Annotated in this window: 17 protein-coding genes and 1 pseudogene; 17 read left to right on the top strand and 1 reads right to left on the bottom strand. The window is 33.0% G+C overall.

Features of this window, described 5'->3' with window-relative positions; genetic code table 11:
* The first annotated feature begins 33 nt into the window (after positions 1-33).
* The 17 genes and pseudogenes from DXB77_RS07535 to DXB77_RS13120 all read left to right on the top strand — a co-directional run bounded on the left by DXB77_RS07535 (position 34) and on the right by DXB77_RS13120 (position 14,801).
* Positions 34-285 carry a DUF4177 domain-containing protein gene (locus tag DXB77_RS07535; protein ID WP_182439447.1) on the top strand — a complete coding sequence of 84 codons (252 nt, stop codon included), beginning with the start codon at positions 34-36 and terminating at the stop codon, positions 283-285.
* A 181-nt stretch (positions 286-466) separates the two neighbouring features.
* Positions 467-1,153 (top strand): VWA domain-containing protein, encoded by a 687-nt coding sequence (locus tag DXB77_RS07530; RefSeq protein WP_118662943.1) that lies wholly within the window; start codon positions 467-469, stop codon positions 1,151-1,153.
* Positions 1,154-1,180: 27 nt separating this feature from the next.
* On the top strand, positions 1,181-1,858 hold the full coding sequence (locus DXB77_RS07525) for a VWA domain-containing protein (protein ID WP_182439446.1): 678 nt from the start codon (positions 1,181-1,183) through the stop codon (positions 1,856-1,858).
* A gap of 128 nt (positions 1,859-1,986) precedes the next feature.
* Positions 1,987-2,472, top strand: coding sequence for a hypothetical protein (locus tag DXB77_RS07520; RefSeq protein WP_207665157.1), 486 nt, complete (start codon positions 1,987-1,989; stop codon positions 2,470-2,472).
* 169 nt (positions 2,473-2,641) lie between these two features.
* A complete protein-coding gene (locus DXB77_RS07515) occupies positions 2,642-3,526 on the top strand; it encodes a protein phosphatase 2C domain-containing protein (RefSeq protein WP_118662940.1) in 885 nt (294 codons plus the stop codon).
* A complete protein-coding gene (locus DXB77_RS07510) occupies positions 3,510-4,031 on the top strand; it encodes a hypothetical protein (RefSeq protein WP_118662939.1) in 522 nt (173 codons plus the stop codon). The genes DXB77_RS07515 and DXB77_RS07510 overlap by 17 nt, the downstream gene beginning before the upstream one ends.
* A gap of 10 nt (positions 4,032-4,041) precedes the next feature.
* Entirely contained in the window at positions 4,042-5,688 is a 1,647-nt protein-coding gene (locus DXB77_RS07505) for a hypothetical protein (RefSeq protein WP_118662938.1), read from the top strand.
* Positions 5,689-5,700: 12 nt separating this feature from the next.
* Positions 5,701-6,108 carry a hypothetical protein gene (locus DXB77_RS07500; protein WP_118662937.1) on the top strand — a complete coding sequence of 136 codons (408 nt, stop codon included), beginning with the start codon at positions 5,701-5,703 and terminating at the stop codon, positions 6,106-6,108.
* Entirely contained in the window at positions 6,101-7,060 is a 960-nt protein-coding gene (locus tag DXB77_RS07495; RefSeq protein ID WP_118662936.1) for a transglutaminase domain-containing protein, read from the top strand. Before DXB77_RS07500 ends, DXB77_RS07495 begins: the two co-directional genes overlap by 8 nt.
* Entirely contained in the window at positions 7,060-7,425 is a 366-nt protein-coding gene (locus tag DXB77_RS07490; protein ID WP_118662935.1) for a hypothetical protein, read from the top strand. Before DXB77_RS07495 ends, DXB77_RS07490 begins: the two co-directional genes overlap by 1 nt.
* Positions 7,412-8,722, top strand: coding sequence for a type IV secretion system DNA-binding domain-containing protein (locus tag DXB77_RS07485; RefSeq protein WP_182439445.1), 1,311 nt, complete (start codon positions 7,412-7,414; stop codon positions 8,720-8,722). The genes DXB77_RS07490 and DXB77_RS07485 overlap by 14 nt, the downstream gene beginning before the upstream one ends.
* 21 nt (positions 8,723-8,743) lie before the next feature.
* Complete coding sequence (locus DXB77_RS07480; RefSeq protein WP_118662933.1) at positions 8,744-10,030, top strand: hypothetical protein; 1,287 nt, start codon at positions 8,744-8,746, stop codon at positions 10,028-10,030.
* A 15-nt stretch (positions 10,031-10,045) separates the two neighbouring features.
* Positions 10,046-10,594: a SecY-interacting protein Syd gene (locus tag DXB77_RS07475; protein ID WP_118662932.1), complete on the top strand. Its 549-nt coding sequence runs from the start codon at positions 10,046-10,048 to the stop codon at positions 10,592-10,594.
* 6 nt (positions 10,595-10,600) lie between these two features.
* Positions 10,601-12,163 (top strand): hypothetical protein, encoded by a 1,563-nt coding sequence (locus DXB77_RS07470; protein ID WP_118662931.1) that lies wholly within the window; start codon positions 10,601-10,603, stop codon positions 12,161-12,163.
* Positions 12,164-12,265: 102 nt separating this feature from the next.
* Positions 12,266-13,177 (top strand): annotated as a pseudogene (locus tag DXB77_RS07465) (IS256 family transposase); the annotation flags it as partial.
* A gap of 292 nt (positions 13,178-13,469) precedes the next feature.
* Complete coding sequence (locus DXB77_RS07460) at positions 13,470-14,594, top strand: IS3 family transposase (RefSeq protein WP_207665156.1); 1,125 nt, start codon at positions 13,470-13,472, stop codon at positions 14,592-14,594.
* An 18-nt stretch (positions 14,595-14,612) separates the two neighbouring features.
* Positions 14,613-14,801, top strand: coding sequence for an IS3 family transposase (locus tag DXB77_RS13120; RefSeq protein WP_207665155.1), 189 nt, complete (start codon positions 14,613-14,615; stop codon positions 14,799-14,801).
* Between the two features lie 829 nt (positions 14,802-15,630).
* On the opposite strand, the gene DXB77_RS07455 is transcribed toward DXB77_RS13120, so the two are convergent.
* Positions 15,631-17,253: a hypothetical protein gene (locus DXB77_RS07455; protein WP_118662930.1), complete on the bottom strand. Its 1,623-nt coding sequence runs from the start codon at positions 17,251-17,253 to the stop codon at positions 15,631-15,633.
* Positions 17,254-17,311: the final 58 nt, after the last annotated feature.

Here is a 17,311-nt window from a genome sequence, read left to right as displayed (position 1 = left end):
TAATTTAAAATAATAATTTAGGAGGAAATGAATATGCAATACAAGACAGTACCAGGACCAATTTATTTGACTATTAACAAAAATGGTAATTATGGTGAGGCGGTTAATCAGTACGCGAATATTATCAATCATGAAGCAGCGGGAGGTTGGAGACTGGTTGAGATTCAGGAAATCCCTGTAGTAGAGGACAGAGGTTGTCTGGCGGGCTGTTTATCAACGATTGGTATCGGCGATAGATATCAGAAGCAGACATTTAATATGCTTGTATTTGAAAAAAATGATTGATAGTTTCTAAAAGATGTTTTTAAATTTCTTAATATGCTTTGTGAAATGTAGGAAGTATCAAATATTGTAATATCTGATGGCGAACCATTGCTGTATCAGGAAATAAGGCATCTGATATGAAATTATAGAGAAAGTTAAAATATAGAAGAATAAAGGAATGTAAAGAGAGGAGCTAAGTATTATGGGATTTAATGATGAAATGCCAACAATAATAAGTACGAATGAATCACACATGGCTTGTTTATTTTTATTAGATACCTCAGGATCTATGATAAACGGTGATGCAATTACTTCTTTGAACGCAAGCATTAATAGGTTTAAAGAGGAAGTTTGTAAAGATGAGCGTACAAAAAAAATACTTGATGTAGCAATTGTAGAATTTAATAATTCTGCTAGGCTTGTTCAAAATTGGCAGCCGGTAGCCAATATGGAGCCTGTTAATTTAATAGCTAATGGTGGTACAGATATGGAGGGCGGATTGAAAATGGCTATCGACATGGTTCGTGAAAGGAGTCATTTTTATTATGCAGTTGCGGGTACAGTTCCTTATAAACCATGGATAGTTATGATTACAGATGGTTATCCTAATACCTCTATTGATAAAATTGCTGCGGATATTGCTGAATTGGAAGATAACGACAAACTTCATCTCTGGAGTCTAGCAGTTGAAGGGGCGGATGAGTCTATATTAAACAAATTGTGTGGTGGCAAGAGAGTGCTAAAATTAAAGGGACATGATTTTTCAAATTTTTTTGATTGGGTTAATATGAGTATGCGTTCAATTTCTCGAAGTACACCAGGAGAAAAAGCAAAGGGTGTTCCACTTCCAGAAAATGTTGATAAGGTTATAGACCCTGATTGGATGTAATAAAGACAGTGAAAGAGAATGTTCGATATGGAATTAAAAAAGGATATACCCATAATGGCAAGTGTAAATGAACCACATAGGGCATGCTTATTTTTAGTAGATACTTCATCCTCTATGCGTGGAAAGTCAATTAATTCTGTAAATGCTGAATTAGATAAATTTAAAGAAGAAGTATGTAGAAATGAGCGAATTAAAAATATACTTGATGTAGCAATTGTAGAGTTTAATACTACTGTTAGGTGCGTTCAGATGTGGCGCCCAGTAGAATATATGCAATCGGTTAACTTGACAGCTGATGGAAGCTCAGATGTGTCAAATGGTTTAAAAAAGGCTATTGACATGGTTCAGGAAAGAAATAATCTTTATTACGAAATTGCAGGTACAACGCCATATGAGCCATGGATAGTAATGATTACAGATGGTTATTTTAATAACTCTATTGATGAGATTACTGCTGATATTGCTAAATTAGAAAAGGAAGACAAACTTCACCTTTGGAGTTTTGCAGTGGAGGGAGCGGATATATCTATCTTAAACAAACTATGTGGCAGAAAGGTATTAAGATTAAAAACACTTAACTTTTCTGGTTTGTTTGATTGGATTAACACTAGTGGAAATCCAATTTCTGAAAAATTTCCAGGAGAAAATGAAAATGTAGTTCGACTTCCAGAGTATGCTGATAAGTTTACTGGCGATTGGATGTAATAAAGACAGAGAAAATATATGGATACATTTAAATACATATTTAATGATGACTGTTGTGATATAACAGACAAATAAGAGAGAATGAATCATATATGGCTTGTTTGTTTCTATTAGATACCTCGTTGTCTATGAAAAAAGAGGCAATTACTTCTTTGAATGCGAGCATAAATAGATTTAAAGAAGAGCTATGCAAGGAAGAAAGAGTCAGAAATATACTTGATGTAGCAATAGTAGAATTTAATTCGACTATTAGGCGTGTTCAAAAATGTTGTCCCGTAGAATATATGGAATCTGTTAATTTAATAGCCAATGGTGGCACAGATGTGAAGAAAGAATTGAAAATGACCATTGATATGGTTCGAAAAAGGAGTCATTTTTATTATGAAGATATAGGGATGCCACTTTATAAACCGTGGATAGTTATGATTACAGATGGTTATCCTAATACCTCTATTGATGAAATTGCTGCTAAAGTTGCAGATTTGGAAAAAAGGGAATGCTTATACCTTTGGAGCTTGGCTATGGAGGATGCTGATATATCTATATTGGACAAACTGTGTGACGGTAGGAGGGTATTAAAATTAAAGGGACGTAATTTCGATGACTTTTTTTAACTGGTTAAATAAGTTGATTAGGTCAACTGTTCAGATTTGCTCCCGAACAGTTGACCTTCCCAAAACTGTCGAAATGGTTATAAGTGATCGAATGGATGATTGAATATAATATGGCATAGTTGTAGTAGTTTAAACCAATAAGATAGAAAGTAATGAGGAGGATTAAAGATTGATATATACATATGGATTTACTCAAAGGGGAATTGCACATGCCAAGCGTAATCTTGTTTGTCAGGATGCACATGCTATTCGGGAGATAAATGAGAATCTATGTGTTGCTGCTGTTGCGGATGGTTTGGGTAGTGAATTATATTCGGATATTGCCTCACGGATTGCAGTTGATGTTGCTATTGATGTATGTAGTGAGGAGATTAATGAGAATAAAAAAGATAGGGATATTATTTGTGCAATAAAAAAAGCTTTCATAAAAGCTCTTGAAGCAATTCAAATAAGAGCTATGCAGGATCAAAGAGATATAAATCAGTATGATACTACGCTTTCTCTTGCGGTATTGAAAGAAAACAATTTGTTTTTTGGACATTCCGGAGACAGTGGAATAATAGCATTAGGAGAGGATGGAAAATTTTATAATGTAACTAAGCAACAACGAGATAGCGAAGGAAGGGTTTTCCCATTGTGTTTTGGTGAAAAATATTGGAAATTTGGAAAATTTGAGAATAGTGTAGTAAGTATTTTGTTGGCAACAGATGGCATGTATGAACTTTTCTTTCCTATATACCTTAAAGAGGAAGCAGTGAATATTTATACATCTTTGGCAAAGTTTTTTTTAGATCCATATATTTTTATTCAACAAGAAATAAACGAAGATGAAATCAAGCAAAGACGAGAACTTTATATGGAAAAACTTCCGGAAGAAGTTGTAGATGATGATAAAACGTTAGTAGTAGCAATCAATACGGATGTGGATTTTCATATGCAGGCTGAAGATTATTATAAGGAGCCAAATTGGGAAAAACTTATACAAAGATATAAAAATAGATTCAATGAAAAAGCATACGATTTGCAGGATACAAATAATGGAATCAAACAGTAATAAGACACTTCAACAAAAAACATTCAATAAAAAAACTCATGAAAAAGTTCATACTAATCCGAAAACGAATGTTTCACTTACGCAGAAAACGTTCAAACAACAAGGAGCAGGTGGCAAAGTAAAGAAGAATACTACATATAAAAAAAAGAATAGGCTACAAAATATTCTGGCAAATGTTTCTAAAACAAGATATAAACATTATTTAGTTTATTTAGTATGGATAGTGATATTTGGAGTTTTAAACTTTGAAATTTTATATAAATGGGATTTCAGAGTATCAACAGGTGCAGACTGGGTATATTTGATAGTAATGTTAGGTATAAGTATTTATACAGGTTTGAGCTATTTCATCAATGAATTAGAAAAAAGAGATGGTTATATACTAAAATATCTGGTTGCTACAATTATTGGAATATGTGGGAATTTTCTGGGACTTTTGGTCTCAGTGATTGGATGTGGAGTCGTTTATGTAATATTTGGAATAGTAAAATGGTTTGTAGGATGAGGGGATAATTATGAGATATACTGGTTTGTCAGGGAAAACATATGAACTTAGTTCGACTTCGTGCAGTAGTGGCGGAGAAGGTACAATTTATGATATTACAGGGGAATGGAATAAATGTGCTAAAATTTATCATCAGGGTATACGATCAAAGGAGTTAGAAGAAAAATTGAAAGTAATGGTGTCAAATCCACCGAATCAGTCTGTATTATCTCAGATTGCTTGGCCTTTGGACATCGTTTATTCGAATGGAAACGGTTTTGTCGGTTTTGTTATGCCCAAAATAGAGGTATCAGGAGAATTGACACCTGTTTATGAATATCCAGCTGCAACATATAAAGATTTGACATTTGAACAAAAATTAATTATCGCACAAAATATTTGTGCAGTGATAGATGCGGTACACAAAGCAGGTTTTGTATTTGGTGATTTTAATCCATGTAACATAGGTATTGATATGAATACTGGTCATGTTGCATTTTGGGATACAGATTCATATCATATTAAGGATAAAAAAACAGGTAAGACTTATAGATGTAAAATGTGTCTTGATGGATATGTAGCACCAGAAATAATTTCGAAATGTAGGCAAATAAATCCACGAACCGGGAAAAAATATACATATGAAGATGCACCATTAGAGACTTTCACACAGGAAAGCGATAATTTTGCACTTGCAATACATATTTTTAGATTGATAATGAACGGATATACACCATTTGGTGGTATAATTGCAAATAGTAATGAGTCTATTTCAACAAGATCACCGGGAGTGGGAAGTGTTGCGGTAGAAAAAGATATGTACTGTTTTAAACCTGGGTATATACATATGTCTAAAGCAGTAGCAGATAAGAATACTCTTCCAACAGAGATAGCAAAGTTATTTGATAGAGCTTTTATAGATGGGAGAATTGATCCTAAGCAGCGTCCAACGGCGAGAGAATGGCATAATGCATTAGAACATTTTATAAATAATTTGCAACAGTGTAAGGTTAATCCAACTCATCAATATATGAAAGGATTACATACATGTCCATGGTGTGAGATTGATAAAAAGTTTAATAATAATATACAAGCTGCTGTGTCTAAGCAACAAAGCATACCAGGAATTGCACCTACACCGGGACAAGTCGTAGCATTGACAAATCGCCCGGTAAGTATCAATGCTGCTCAGCAAGTGAAAAATAAAAAAAATACATTGAGAGCAGAGGTAGTTGTGCTCATTGTATGTGTGGCTTCGGTGTTATTGTTTTATTTTGCAGACAGTGCCAGATGGAGGAAAAAGACACAACCAGAACTAGGATATGGAATATCAGACACAGTTCAAGCATGGAACCCATATACCAAGATTAATTTTACAGGCTCTTTAAACAATACAGCTGACAAGGACGAGTATACTGTTACGTTGAAAAGTGATTACCATCCATCATATGGAAATAGAGAGTATAAAGTTAAATTTGAAGTTGTAACAAGTAATAGTGATGGAGTTCGAATAAAAATATCGAATAAAGATGGTCAGTCAACATCATTCAAGTCAAATGATGGTGATACTTATGATAATTCTCATACAGTCATATTAACAGCAGGAAAAACGTATTATATTGCAATTTATAGTAATTCAGGTGAGGTTGATTATTATTTAGGAATGGAATGCGATTAGGAGAGTGATAAAATGAATGGGAGCATTAAAAAAAATATTTCAGTTATAATAGTCATTTTATTAGTGATATGTATATTTATGAATCATAGAATAAAAATAAGTGCGATAGAGAATTCTGTTGATGAAGAATTAGTGAAAAACTTAATTATTGGTGAGTATAGCCAGATTTCGGATGATACAAGTGAATACTTGATTTGTACAAAAGATAATATAAAGAATGTCACTATAACAAATAAATATGTTACTTGGGATTGGTTTTCTAGGGCTGCATTAATCGATTTTAGTGTTATTTTGGAATCAGAGGGGAAAAAATTTGAAACCACAGGATATTTAGGTATTAATTTTGATAAAAAGAAACCATCAAAATGGAGAGTTGAACAAGGGTATATAAGAGGTGGAGAAGCTGTTATATATGAATGACAGACAATTAATTACAAGTTCGCTAAAAGGAAAAATTTTAAAGGAATTAAGTGGATATAAGGAAAAAATAACAGTAAATAGATATTATATAGGAAATATTAATGTTAATGAAGCATTGCGTGATTTGCTAGATGATACTCCGTGGTTATTTTTTGTTGATGAATGGACATGGGAGGAAACTGGGCAAAAAATCAATATATTTCCTAAATATAAATATACAAGAAAACGGACTGAGGAGTTACGAGAAAGATGTCAAAAGGAAGTAGGCATTATTTTATCAAGATTAAAAGAGGATAAAGGGGTAAATGGTATAGCAAAACATTTACATGATATTTTGATTCGCAACATTAAATATGAAAAGCAGAATGATTATGAGGTGCATACAATTATTGGCCCTCTATTGAAGAGAAAATGTGTTTGTGATGGTTTTTCAAAACTTTACAAATTAATTTTGGATGAGTTGGGAATTGAAAATTATTTAATATATGGAAAAGGGTTTGTACATACACTTTCCGATTCAGAAGAGCATGCATGGAATTTAGTTAAGATTGATAATGATTTTTATCATGTTGATGTTACATATGATGCCACCTTGTCAATGCACGATTATATAAGATACGATTATTTTTTAATTGATGATACTTTGATTTCGATGGATCACTATTGGAACAGAAGTATAATTCCTAAGGCAAATAATAATAAATTTTTTATATATAATCAGGACAAATATGTTGTGTCGTCAAGAGCTGAATTAGGTCAAAAGATATATGAAAGAATAAGAGAAAAATGTTATGATTTTGTCCTTAAATTGCCACAGAATTTGGATACAAATTTAATTCAGAAAATTGTGTTGGAGTATACATTGGAGGTTATGAATGCAAAAAGAATGGCTGGAGAAGTATCTGTTAATGTAAATCCAACGCAAAATATAATATATGTTAGGATAAGATAATGATAATATATGAATTTAATGACGACGAATGGTATTTGTTGGAGAGATTTATAAAAAGATATTCAAATAGATTAACCGTGTTTCAGTATGATGAAATTAATGAATATTTAGCTAAGCATAGAAAGGACAGAATCATTTCTAATGAAAGAGAGCTGTATTTGTTAACAAATGTTATGGCATATTTGGAGGATAATGACATTTCATATAACAAAATAAGAAAATGTAAAAGAGAAATAAGCCAAAATGAAAAAAAGTTAGAAATTGATGAAATAGAAAATTTAAAAAAAATATTTTCTGTTTTAAATACTATTTATTTTGAAAAGCTTGTAAATGAGGAGAGAGAAAGTCAGGATGAATGTCAATAGAAAGCCGGTGTTTGGCTCGATTTTGGGTGAAAACAATGTATGTGGTGGTTTAAATTATATATCATTACCAGGTTATTGTAATAATTCGAGAAAATATTTAAATATAGATAATGATATTATGAGTAAGCATATATTGTTATCGGGTGGTACGGGTAGTGGTAAGACCAATGCATTTTATCTTATATTAGATCAACTCAAAAGAAAGATGACTCAAAATGATGTGATGATAATATTTGACACAAAGGGGGACTATTATAATAAATTTGGTGCGGAAGATGATTTGATATTGGGTAATTCTATTCAGTATAGGTCAAAGTCTCAAAAATGGAATCTTTTTAGAGAGATTTTAGCAGATGGTTGGGATAGTCAGGAAATAGAAAATAATATTTATGAAATATCATGGTCTATATTTAAAGAGGCAATCGAAAAAAGTAAAAATCCATTTTTCCCCAATGCAGCTAGAGATTTATTTGCGGTAATTATACTTTGCATGATGGAACGTGGAAGGAATAATCCTCAGTATAAGAGAAAGAATTATTACAATTCTGTACTTAAAAAGACATTTGATGCCTCAACGATTACTATGGTAAGAAGTTTTATCTCTAAACACCCTAAATGGTCTTCTGTTAATAGTTATATAGATAAAGATGCAAGTGGACAGGCATTAGGAGTTTACTCTGAACTACTGGGGAGCATAAGAAAAATATTAACAGGAGTTTTTGCTGATAAGGGATCCTTTTCAATAAGGGATTTTGTTAGGAAAAAAGGTGGAAAAGTATTATTTATTGAATATGATTTATCGTTAGGAGATACATTGGCACCTATTTATAGTTTATTGATAGATTTAGCTTTGAAAGAGGTGTTGGGACGAGGCAATCAGAATGGTAATGTATATATGATATTTGATGAATTTAAACTGTTGCCATATCTGCAGCATATTGACGATGGTGTGAATTTTGGACGAAGCCTAGGTTTAAAAATAATGGCTGGAATACAGTCAGTAAACCAAATGACAGAAGCATATGGTGAGGAAAGAGGAAAAAACATATTAGCTGGATTTTCGTCTGTGTTTTCGTTTAGAGCAAATGATGCGGAGACTAGGAAGTTTACTTCTGATTTATATGGTGAAAATGTGATTATCGAGCAAAGAAAAACATTAACCAATATTATTACCGAAGAAGAAAAAAGGGCACATGTCGTAGAAGATTGGGATTTAAGAGATCTTAGACTAGGTGAAGCAGTTATAGGTATGCCGTTTAAAGAACCATTTATATTCATGTTTGATGAATATAAATAAAATATATAATGAGGTGAGTGTATGGGAGATATTAATGATGCATTCGATTCGCCGCTAGGATTAACTTGGGCGCTGATAAAACGTCATAAACAAAAAAAACAACTGAAAAGAATCCAGGCTGAAAATGTACAGTCTCAAGGGATAACATACTATCAGCCAAGTCAGATTGAAGATTATTTTGATAACAATGAGGCTATAGGAAATATAATCTTGTCCGGTGGAGATGAATTTATTAGGTTACGTGCGTTGGCAAAAGGAATTGAATGTGCATATGGTCAAGGATACATACCGGTTGTTCTCCATGAGGGAAATTATAATTTGGAAAATTATTTGGTGAATTGTTTTGGAATTTCAAATGTGACTTTTTTGAATGGACAATTTCCTTTTTATGATCCATTTATAGGACTGAATGACAATGAAATTTGCCATATTATAATGAATTCAAAAAATGACCAGTATGATATAAAAGGGACTGGAAAATATTATATAGATGGAATTTCAAGTTTTATAAGATCAAAAAACATACAGCCATATATTTGGATGTATATAACATGCCCACACCTTATGTTAATAGATAAGGTTAATGAAGCAGAGACAAAAGGATTGATAACAGAGAGCATTTCAAGAAGTATATTAACACAAATAGTACAGGGAGAACTGGAACGTGGAAATATAGAAAATTTTTTCTCGGAATTGAAGAATGAGGCGGAATTTATTCTTGCCAAGAAAAATAATTTATATAACGCAGTAAGTATTGCTGAGATTGCAAAAAAGAGAGGCGCAGTTGTAATTGACTTGCGTAGTAACGCTAATAAATTGTTGTTAAATATAATAATGTCTGAGATAGAAATGTTGAAGAATAAAGGAGAACGGGTTTATCTATGCCTGGATGGTATTAAACCTGAGGGCAATAAGCTTGTTGAAGATTACTTGAAAACATCAGGAATGCAATCGGTTGTTTGTATGTCTGGGACAGATGTATATGCGGATTTTTCTGGAGAAGATAATTTGTTTTACTCCGTTTTGGGCAGAATGTCTAAAATGATGCTTTCAAGACATATATCAGCATATTCATGTCAAAAGTATTCGGATATTGTGGGATCGTATGATAAGAAGGAAATAAGTGACACATACACGGACAATATGAATATTGTAGGAAGATTTTCATATGGAACGACAAATGCAAAAAATGTTACGCTAAAAAGAGAAAATATTATTAAACCTGAAGAAATTTCCAGGTTAAAAAATGATGAGTTCTTTATTTATGATAATAACAGTGGTGAGTTGGCATTCACGCAAATAATATAAGAGAGTGAATTTACGATGATTAAACATATGAGACAGTCTTTTGATAACTATTACAAAAAGTTGAATGTTTTGTATAAAAAAGAATATGGTACTCGACCAACAGTAACTTTTGATAGCAAGTTAAAAAAAGAAGTCATAATCTCAAAAGAAAATTCTGATGGAGAAGTAGAGTGGCAAATGTATCCTGTGAGTGGATTTTCTAAGGAAATAGTGAGTGAACAGTTGGGATTCAAAATTTCTGATGAATTATATGAGTATTATTCCATATACTTTTATGCTCATTTGACTGGGAGAATAGATGATACTATTTTATACTTTATTCCGAATGGATTTAGTGATAATTTAATCAGTTTTATAAAGCAGCAATATGTGGAGGCTTGCTATTATTTCCCGGAGAAAAGATATTTTCTCCTGGGAGCTGCAAATAAGAATAATAATGATGATATGTTAATTTTTTTTGACAATGATAACAATAGAATTTTTCTGCATGATATTGAAGTGAAAACTGATTATGAATTGGATGATCTAGTGTCTTTGGTTTGGAATATGGAGGCATGCGAGTAAATTAACATGATATATTCATATAGAGGAATAAGTAAGTCTGAATTAGATAAGCCTAGGCTAACTTCTGATGGAAGACAATATTCGTTAAATCATGATATAGCATTAGTGGTTGATATGAAATATAAGGGGAAGGGAATATCAACTTCTAATTCGCAAGGTTGGGAAAGAAATAGTGGTTATTATTTTAAGGAATTATTTAGTCGTCATCCTGAATTTTTTAGCAAGAAGAATATGAACAGGCTATCAAAAGGAGAATCGCCGATTGTGGATGCAACAATTGTTAAATATTTTCCACAATATCGAGATTATAAAAATGAGGTTCTAATTCATCATCATATAGGGAAAAATGGACAAGCCGTTGCAATTCCAGCAAGTATGCATAAGGGCTCTGGGGAGATACATATTTATGAAAATCAACTGGGGATAACTGAAAATGCAAATAATTTTTCTGTTGCTTGTGAAAAATTGGATAAAAGTATTCAATTAAAGAATTTGACAGCTGATGTAATTCATAATGATTTTTTTGGAGGGAAGAAGTTTAATATGGGAAAAACATTAACATTAACAAATGATTATTATCGTGCACCATCGAATGAAGAATTGTTACAGAGTGGCACTGAAGCTATAGATAAGCACATGGATATATTGCGAGATGAAATGAGAAATGATGGCATGTCTGATGGACCAGAAATGGAAAGCATTATAAGTAGCTATAGAGAAAATGAGTTGAGTGAACTTAGAGCGGGCATATATGGTGATGAAAATGCAAACACTTATGGTGGAAATACACAAGTAAGTAGTGATGAAGATATTGAATCAGCAGGACATTCAACGATTGAAGATCAAGATAATGCATTTAGTGATAGAGAAGATGGGGCTGAAATGACAGAAGGAACAGATGCAACGGGAGAAGAAAGTGCGTTTGCAGATGAAGATTATGAAAATGAAGCAAGTGTTGCAAATATAGATGAGAAAAATGCGTTTAGTTATACGGAAGAAGATTTTGAGGCGGTAGAAGGAATAGATGCAATTGGAGAAGAAAATGCATTTGCAGATGAAAATTATGAAAATGAAGCAGGTGTTGCAAATATAGATGAGGAAAATGCGTTTAGTTATACGGAAGAAGATTTTGGGGCGGCAGAAGGAATAGATGCAGTTGGAGAAGAAAATGCATTTGCAGATGAAGATTATGAAAATGAAGTAGATATTGCAAATATAGATGAAGAAAATGCGTTTAATAATATGGAAGAAGATTTTGAGGCTGCCGAAGAAATAGACGTAGCGCAAGGAGAAAATGCGTTTGCGGATGAAGATTATGAAGTGGATGCTATAAATGTAGATGAAGAAAATGCGTTTAGTGATATGGAAGAAGATTTTAAGGCTACAGAAGAAATAGATGCAATGCAAGGGGAAAATGCCTTTGCAGATGAAGGATATGAAATAGAAGAGAATTCTGTAAATATAGGTGAAAATAATGCTTTGAACAATGTTGAGGAAGATTTTCAACCTGCAGATGGATTAGAAGAAAATATAAGTACGAATAATGATATTGAGCAATCAATAGGATAGTATGAAATTAAGATATTAAAACATTATTCGGGAGTATCCCAAAGTTTGTGTAAACCTTCAAACTGATGTAAGATAAAATTACTCAGTTTGGAGGTTATTTTTATGGCAAGAAGAAAAGACAGCCCACAAAAAGCAGCAATGAGAGAAATGATGCGTGACTATCTGAAAAATAATGATATCAGCATCAAAGATGGCACCGATGTAAATGGCATCATGCGTGACATGATGTCTGTCCTTTTGGAAGGTGCCTTGGATGAAGAACTGGATGAGGAATTAGGATATTCCAAGTATGATTATCGTAACAAAGAAACAGACAATAGTAGAAATGGACATTCCAGCAAAACCATGCACACCAGTTATGGAGATATGGATGTGGCGATCCCAAGGGATCGTAACGGTGATTACGAACCACAGCTGATTAAAAAATATCAAAATACCGTAACTCAGGACATGGAAGAAAAAATACTTTCCATGTATGCCAAAGGAATGACCACCGGAGACATTGAATCCCACATGCGTGAATTATACGATATTGATATTTCTGACAGCACAATCAGCCGGATCACAGACAAAATCCTGCCGATTGTAAAAGAATGGCAGGAACGCCCTCTGGAAGAAGTGTATGCTGTAGTATTTATGGATGCAATCCATTATCATGTCCGCAGCGAAGGACGTATTGTAAAACGTGCGGTTTACATTGCTCTTGGTATCGACATGAATGGAAAAAAAGATGTCCTTGGAATGTATGTTGGAGAAAATGAAAGTGCAAAGTTCTGGCTTTCTATCATGAATGGATTAAAAAACAGAGGTGTTGAGGATATCCTGATTGCATGTGTTGATGGTTTGAATGGATTTCCACAGGCAATCGAGGCTGTTTATCCCAAAACAGAGATTCAGCAGTGTATCATTCACCAGATCCGCAATTCAACGAAGTTTGTTTCATACAAAGACATCAAAAAACTGATGGCTGATCTGAAGCTTGTATATGCGGCTCCAACGGAAGAAACAGCTTTAAATGTATTGTACATCAGGTAAGAAACACAGTTCTATGGTGAACTCAGCATTATGTATGAGGGAAGACTCCCAGAATAACAGAATCTGTACGCATGATGAGAAGGACGCTTTTGACGTCTGCTCTTGACATGCCCGAAATTATGTCGTATATATAAACAAGAGCTGGAAGCTCCAATTTAATGCTTCCAGCTCAATCATTATCATAGAAGATTATTATTTACAGACTTTTCTTCATAGTCGAGGGTGCGGACAAAATTCTGGACTACTATAGGGCTTCGAAAGGAGCCTTTTTATGTATTCAAAAGAACAAAAGGATATTGCACTACGGATATATCATCAAACAGAGTCTGTAACTGAAACTATTAGGATTCTAGGGTATCCAACACGTAGAAATCTGTATACATGGATTGCTGAGGAAAATACCCCACCCAAAACAAGGAAAGAATACCCTGTAATTAATAATCCTCCTGATCATCCTCGCAATCCTCCATTAGAAGTAAAATTAGATGCAATTCACCGTTGCTATGAGCTCGGAGAAAATATAAAATATGTTTCAGAAGACATTGGGTATAGTAGAGCTAGTATTTATCAATGGCGAAAACGTTATTTAAAAGAAGGTACATTAGGTCTTATGAATCACAAAAACATTACTCCGGGAACATTAGTAGAAGGTTCTGTTTCAAGTACAGATATTTCTTCTGATGAAATAAATCAGTTGAAGGCTCAAATACAAGATATGCAATTAGAAATAGACATTCTTAAAGAAACGATAAATGTATTAAAAAAAGACCCAGACATCGTTCAGAGTGCTCTCAGCAACAGAGAGAAGGCGGTGATAATCGATGTCTTGAAAAATAGATACTCACTGCCATTATTATTACAGAAATTACAATTATCAAAAAGCAGTTATTATTATCAGGAACAATCCCTACAAAAAGAAGATAAATATACACTTTTATGTGTTAGAGTCATTGAATTATTTACAGAGAATAAAGGTCGATATGGTTACAGACGAATTCACGCCCTACTTAAGCGTGAAAATATAATTGTCTCAGAAAAAGTTATTCGTAGGATTATGAAAGAAGAACAACTTGTAGTAAAAATCAAACGAACTCGTAAATATAATTCCTATCAAGGTGAAATATCTCCAGCAGTAGATAATCTAATTAACAGAAATTTTTCTGCATCTAAACCTAACGAAAAGTGGTTAACAGATATAACCGAGTTTGTAATTCCGGCAGGAAAGGTTTATTTATCGCCTATAGTAGATTGTTTTGATGGCTTACTTGTCAACTGGAATATAAGCACTTCTCCAGATGCATTACTTGTCAATTCTATGCTTGACGATGCAGCTAAATTACTATCTGTAGGAGAAAAACCAATCATACATTCAGACAGAGGCGCACACTACCGCTGACCAGGCTGGATTGACAGGATGGAGAAAAATGGTTTCATACGATCAATGTCAAAGAAAGGCTGTTCACCTGATAATTCTGCCTGTGAGGGCGTATTTGGAAGAATTAAAAATGAGATGTTCTATAATGCAGATTGGTCTGGGGTAAACATCTCAGAATTTATTGGTATTTTAAATGATTATCTTTATTGGTATAATGAAAAAGAATAAAAAAATCATTAGGATATTTGAGTCCTATAGAGTACAGACATAGACTTGGATTGGTCACTTAGATAGTCCAAGAAAATGTCCGCACCCTCGTCTCATGATTTTGCTTGCAAGTAATTCTAATAATAGCCCCTCTTTCACTGGAATTTACTTTTTCGAGTTAGCAATAAGATATTTTTTCTATATATTCAAATCGGACAGAAACTATGTAAACGCTCCATAGCCAGTACCTCCCCACGCTACCCGATTTTTGCGATAATTACCTCAACTTGTTGGAAAATAAGAGCGAATTTTCCAAATGATTATTCTGGGGCTCTTTGAGCCACCTGTCCGGACTTTGGGAGCCACCATTCCGGAGAATGAGAGCCACATATTCCGGTAATTCAGAGCCACATTTAAAGGCTCTATCAACACGTTTTGTCCTATAACCCGGATTTGAGAATTGATATACTTAAGTAAACATGCCTCGAAAATTTTATTTAGTATCTGAGCGTAAAGATTTTAATTCTTCAAATAAGTAATCCATCAAGAGAGAGGTTAATGCTCTCTTAAGTTGTAAATCGTGGATGGTATAGAGAACCTGACGATATTCCTGGGATTGAGCGATAATTCTGTTATTTAAGATATAGCTTTCTTCCTCTATGAGTTTCATTTTGTATTTGGGAGACGCAATGTTATCAATCAATGAGTCGAACACGGTAGCAAAGGTTTGTGCAGGTGTATTTGTTTTTTTTAAAACAGGATTGGACCATAATTATTTATAATAAAAATATGAACAATTGTATAGCACACGATAGCAACAGCAGGTCTCATACATATTTTTTTACTATGATTACTTATCTAATAAATCTTTAAATTCCACAAGTTTTTTAAAATCATCATATGACATTAACTCCTTTGTAAAAAGATAAGAGAAGTCCTTTTTTCTGGCATTGAAAAAGGATTTGGCGAAGCTGAGATATAAGTTCTTATTTCCGCCAGACTGTTCATACAAAGAAATGGGAGCGAGGTCAAGCTGAACATGGGATTTTTCATTTAATCCTATAGTTTTATAAAATGTAAATAATACAGATCTGATTACTATAGAATTTGAATAGTCTTTTGTATAAAAGTAGTGGGTTGCAACCGAGTGGTAATATGTTGCTAAAAAATGCAGGGCATCTTTGTATTCAGGTGAGTGTTCGCCATATTGCTTTTGTGTGATTCTGATTATTAGATTTCTGATATATCTTGATCTATTGAGATACTGTTCGCATATTTCTGCATATTTATCATATTTAGTAGGCAAGTCAATGTTATATTTTATATATTGGAGACTACAAATAGCTATATTTGAATATATGAGACTTAATATACTCAGTTCATATATTTCCTCAGGTGATATAGGACGCTTCTTTTTTAAACGATTTTCATATATAGATATTTCGATATCATCTTCAAGAAGTTGGTTAAGGTGGTTTAAATGTTTATTCGTGAGCAGACTTCTTAAAGCGGTATCACACAATTCAAGCTTTTTTTGCTGAGTGATAGGTTTAAAACCGTATTTTTTGCAAGTAATATTATTATTCTTTGTAAGGCGGATATTTCCCTGCAGTGAGTTTTCGGTATTTTCAATGGAGATAGCGTATATGCAACCCTGTATTCTGCAGATATCATCAATATTGATATTATGATAATTATCGTTGTAGATCTCATTAAAGAATTCCAATATTTCCAGATTAATGATATATGAATCTTTATGGTGTATTTTGTCCAGAATATCAGACATTGCATATAAAGTATTAAAAAAAATCTTTCTATCTTTAAGTGATAAGGTATAAAAGGATTTTTGTTCTAAAACATTTTTAAAAAAGTAAATATACTCCGTTTCAAGACCTCTTTTGTCAAAGAATTCGGATGGTTTTGTTTTGATTAATTCTATAATATCAGGGAGTCTTTTCTGATAATATTTCAAATTTACAGGCAAGCGATATTCAGAATATTTTTTTAGTATGATATTAACATCTTCTTGGGGTATAGAATAGCATTCTACTACGGTGTTACGATCAAAATGGTTTTGATATTGGTCGTAGTAAAAGCTCCAAAGATTTAACAAGATTTTTCTATAGATCTGGATGGTATTGGGATCGCACTTATTAATGATATCAGTGCCATCAAGACCATTGATATAGCCTTCACTTTCTAATTGTTCAATTAATACGATTGTTTTTTCAATACATTCTGGATTATTACTATTATAGAATGCATTAATAGTCGAAATATAGATATTAGGATTTATTGGTTCTTCGTTTGCGATTTTTTTCAAATCTCTGCCTAAGTTGGCAGAACCGAAATATTCTGAAAATGCGCCGCCTTTTCGGCCTTTTCCTCCGTTATTATGATATTTTAATATACCGAAAGTCTGATTGAATATAATTATTATAAAGCTTTTAAATCGTTCATTGATGGTCTGCATGAAGGTTCCTCCCACTCGTAAGAATACAACAAAAGTATACCATATTGTTATTATGATA

The organism is Clostridium sp. OM05-9, assembly GCF_003481465.1.
Lineage (GTDB): Bacteria > Bacillota > Clostridia > Lachnospirales > Lachnospiraceae > Coprococcus > Coprococcus ammoniilyticus.
Note: the sequence above shows the minus strand (reverse complement) of the source record. Positions and strands in the feature narration are given on the sequence as shown.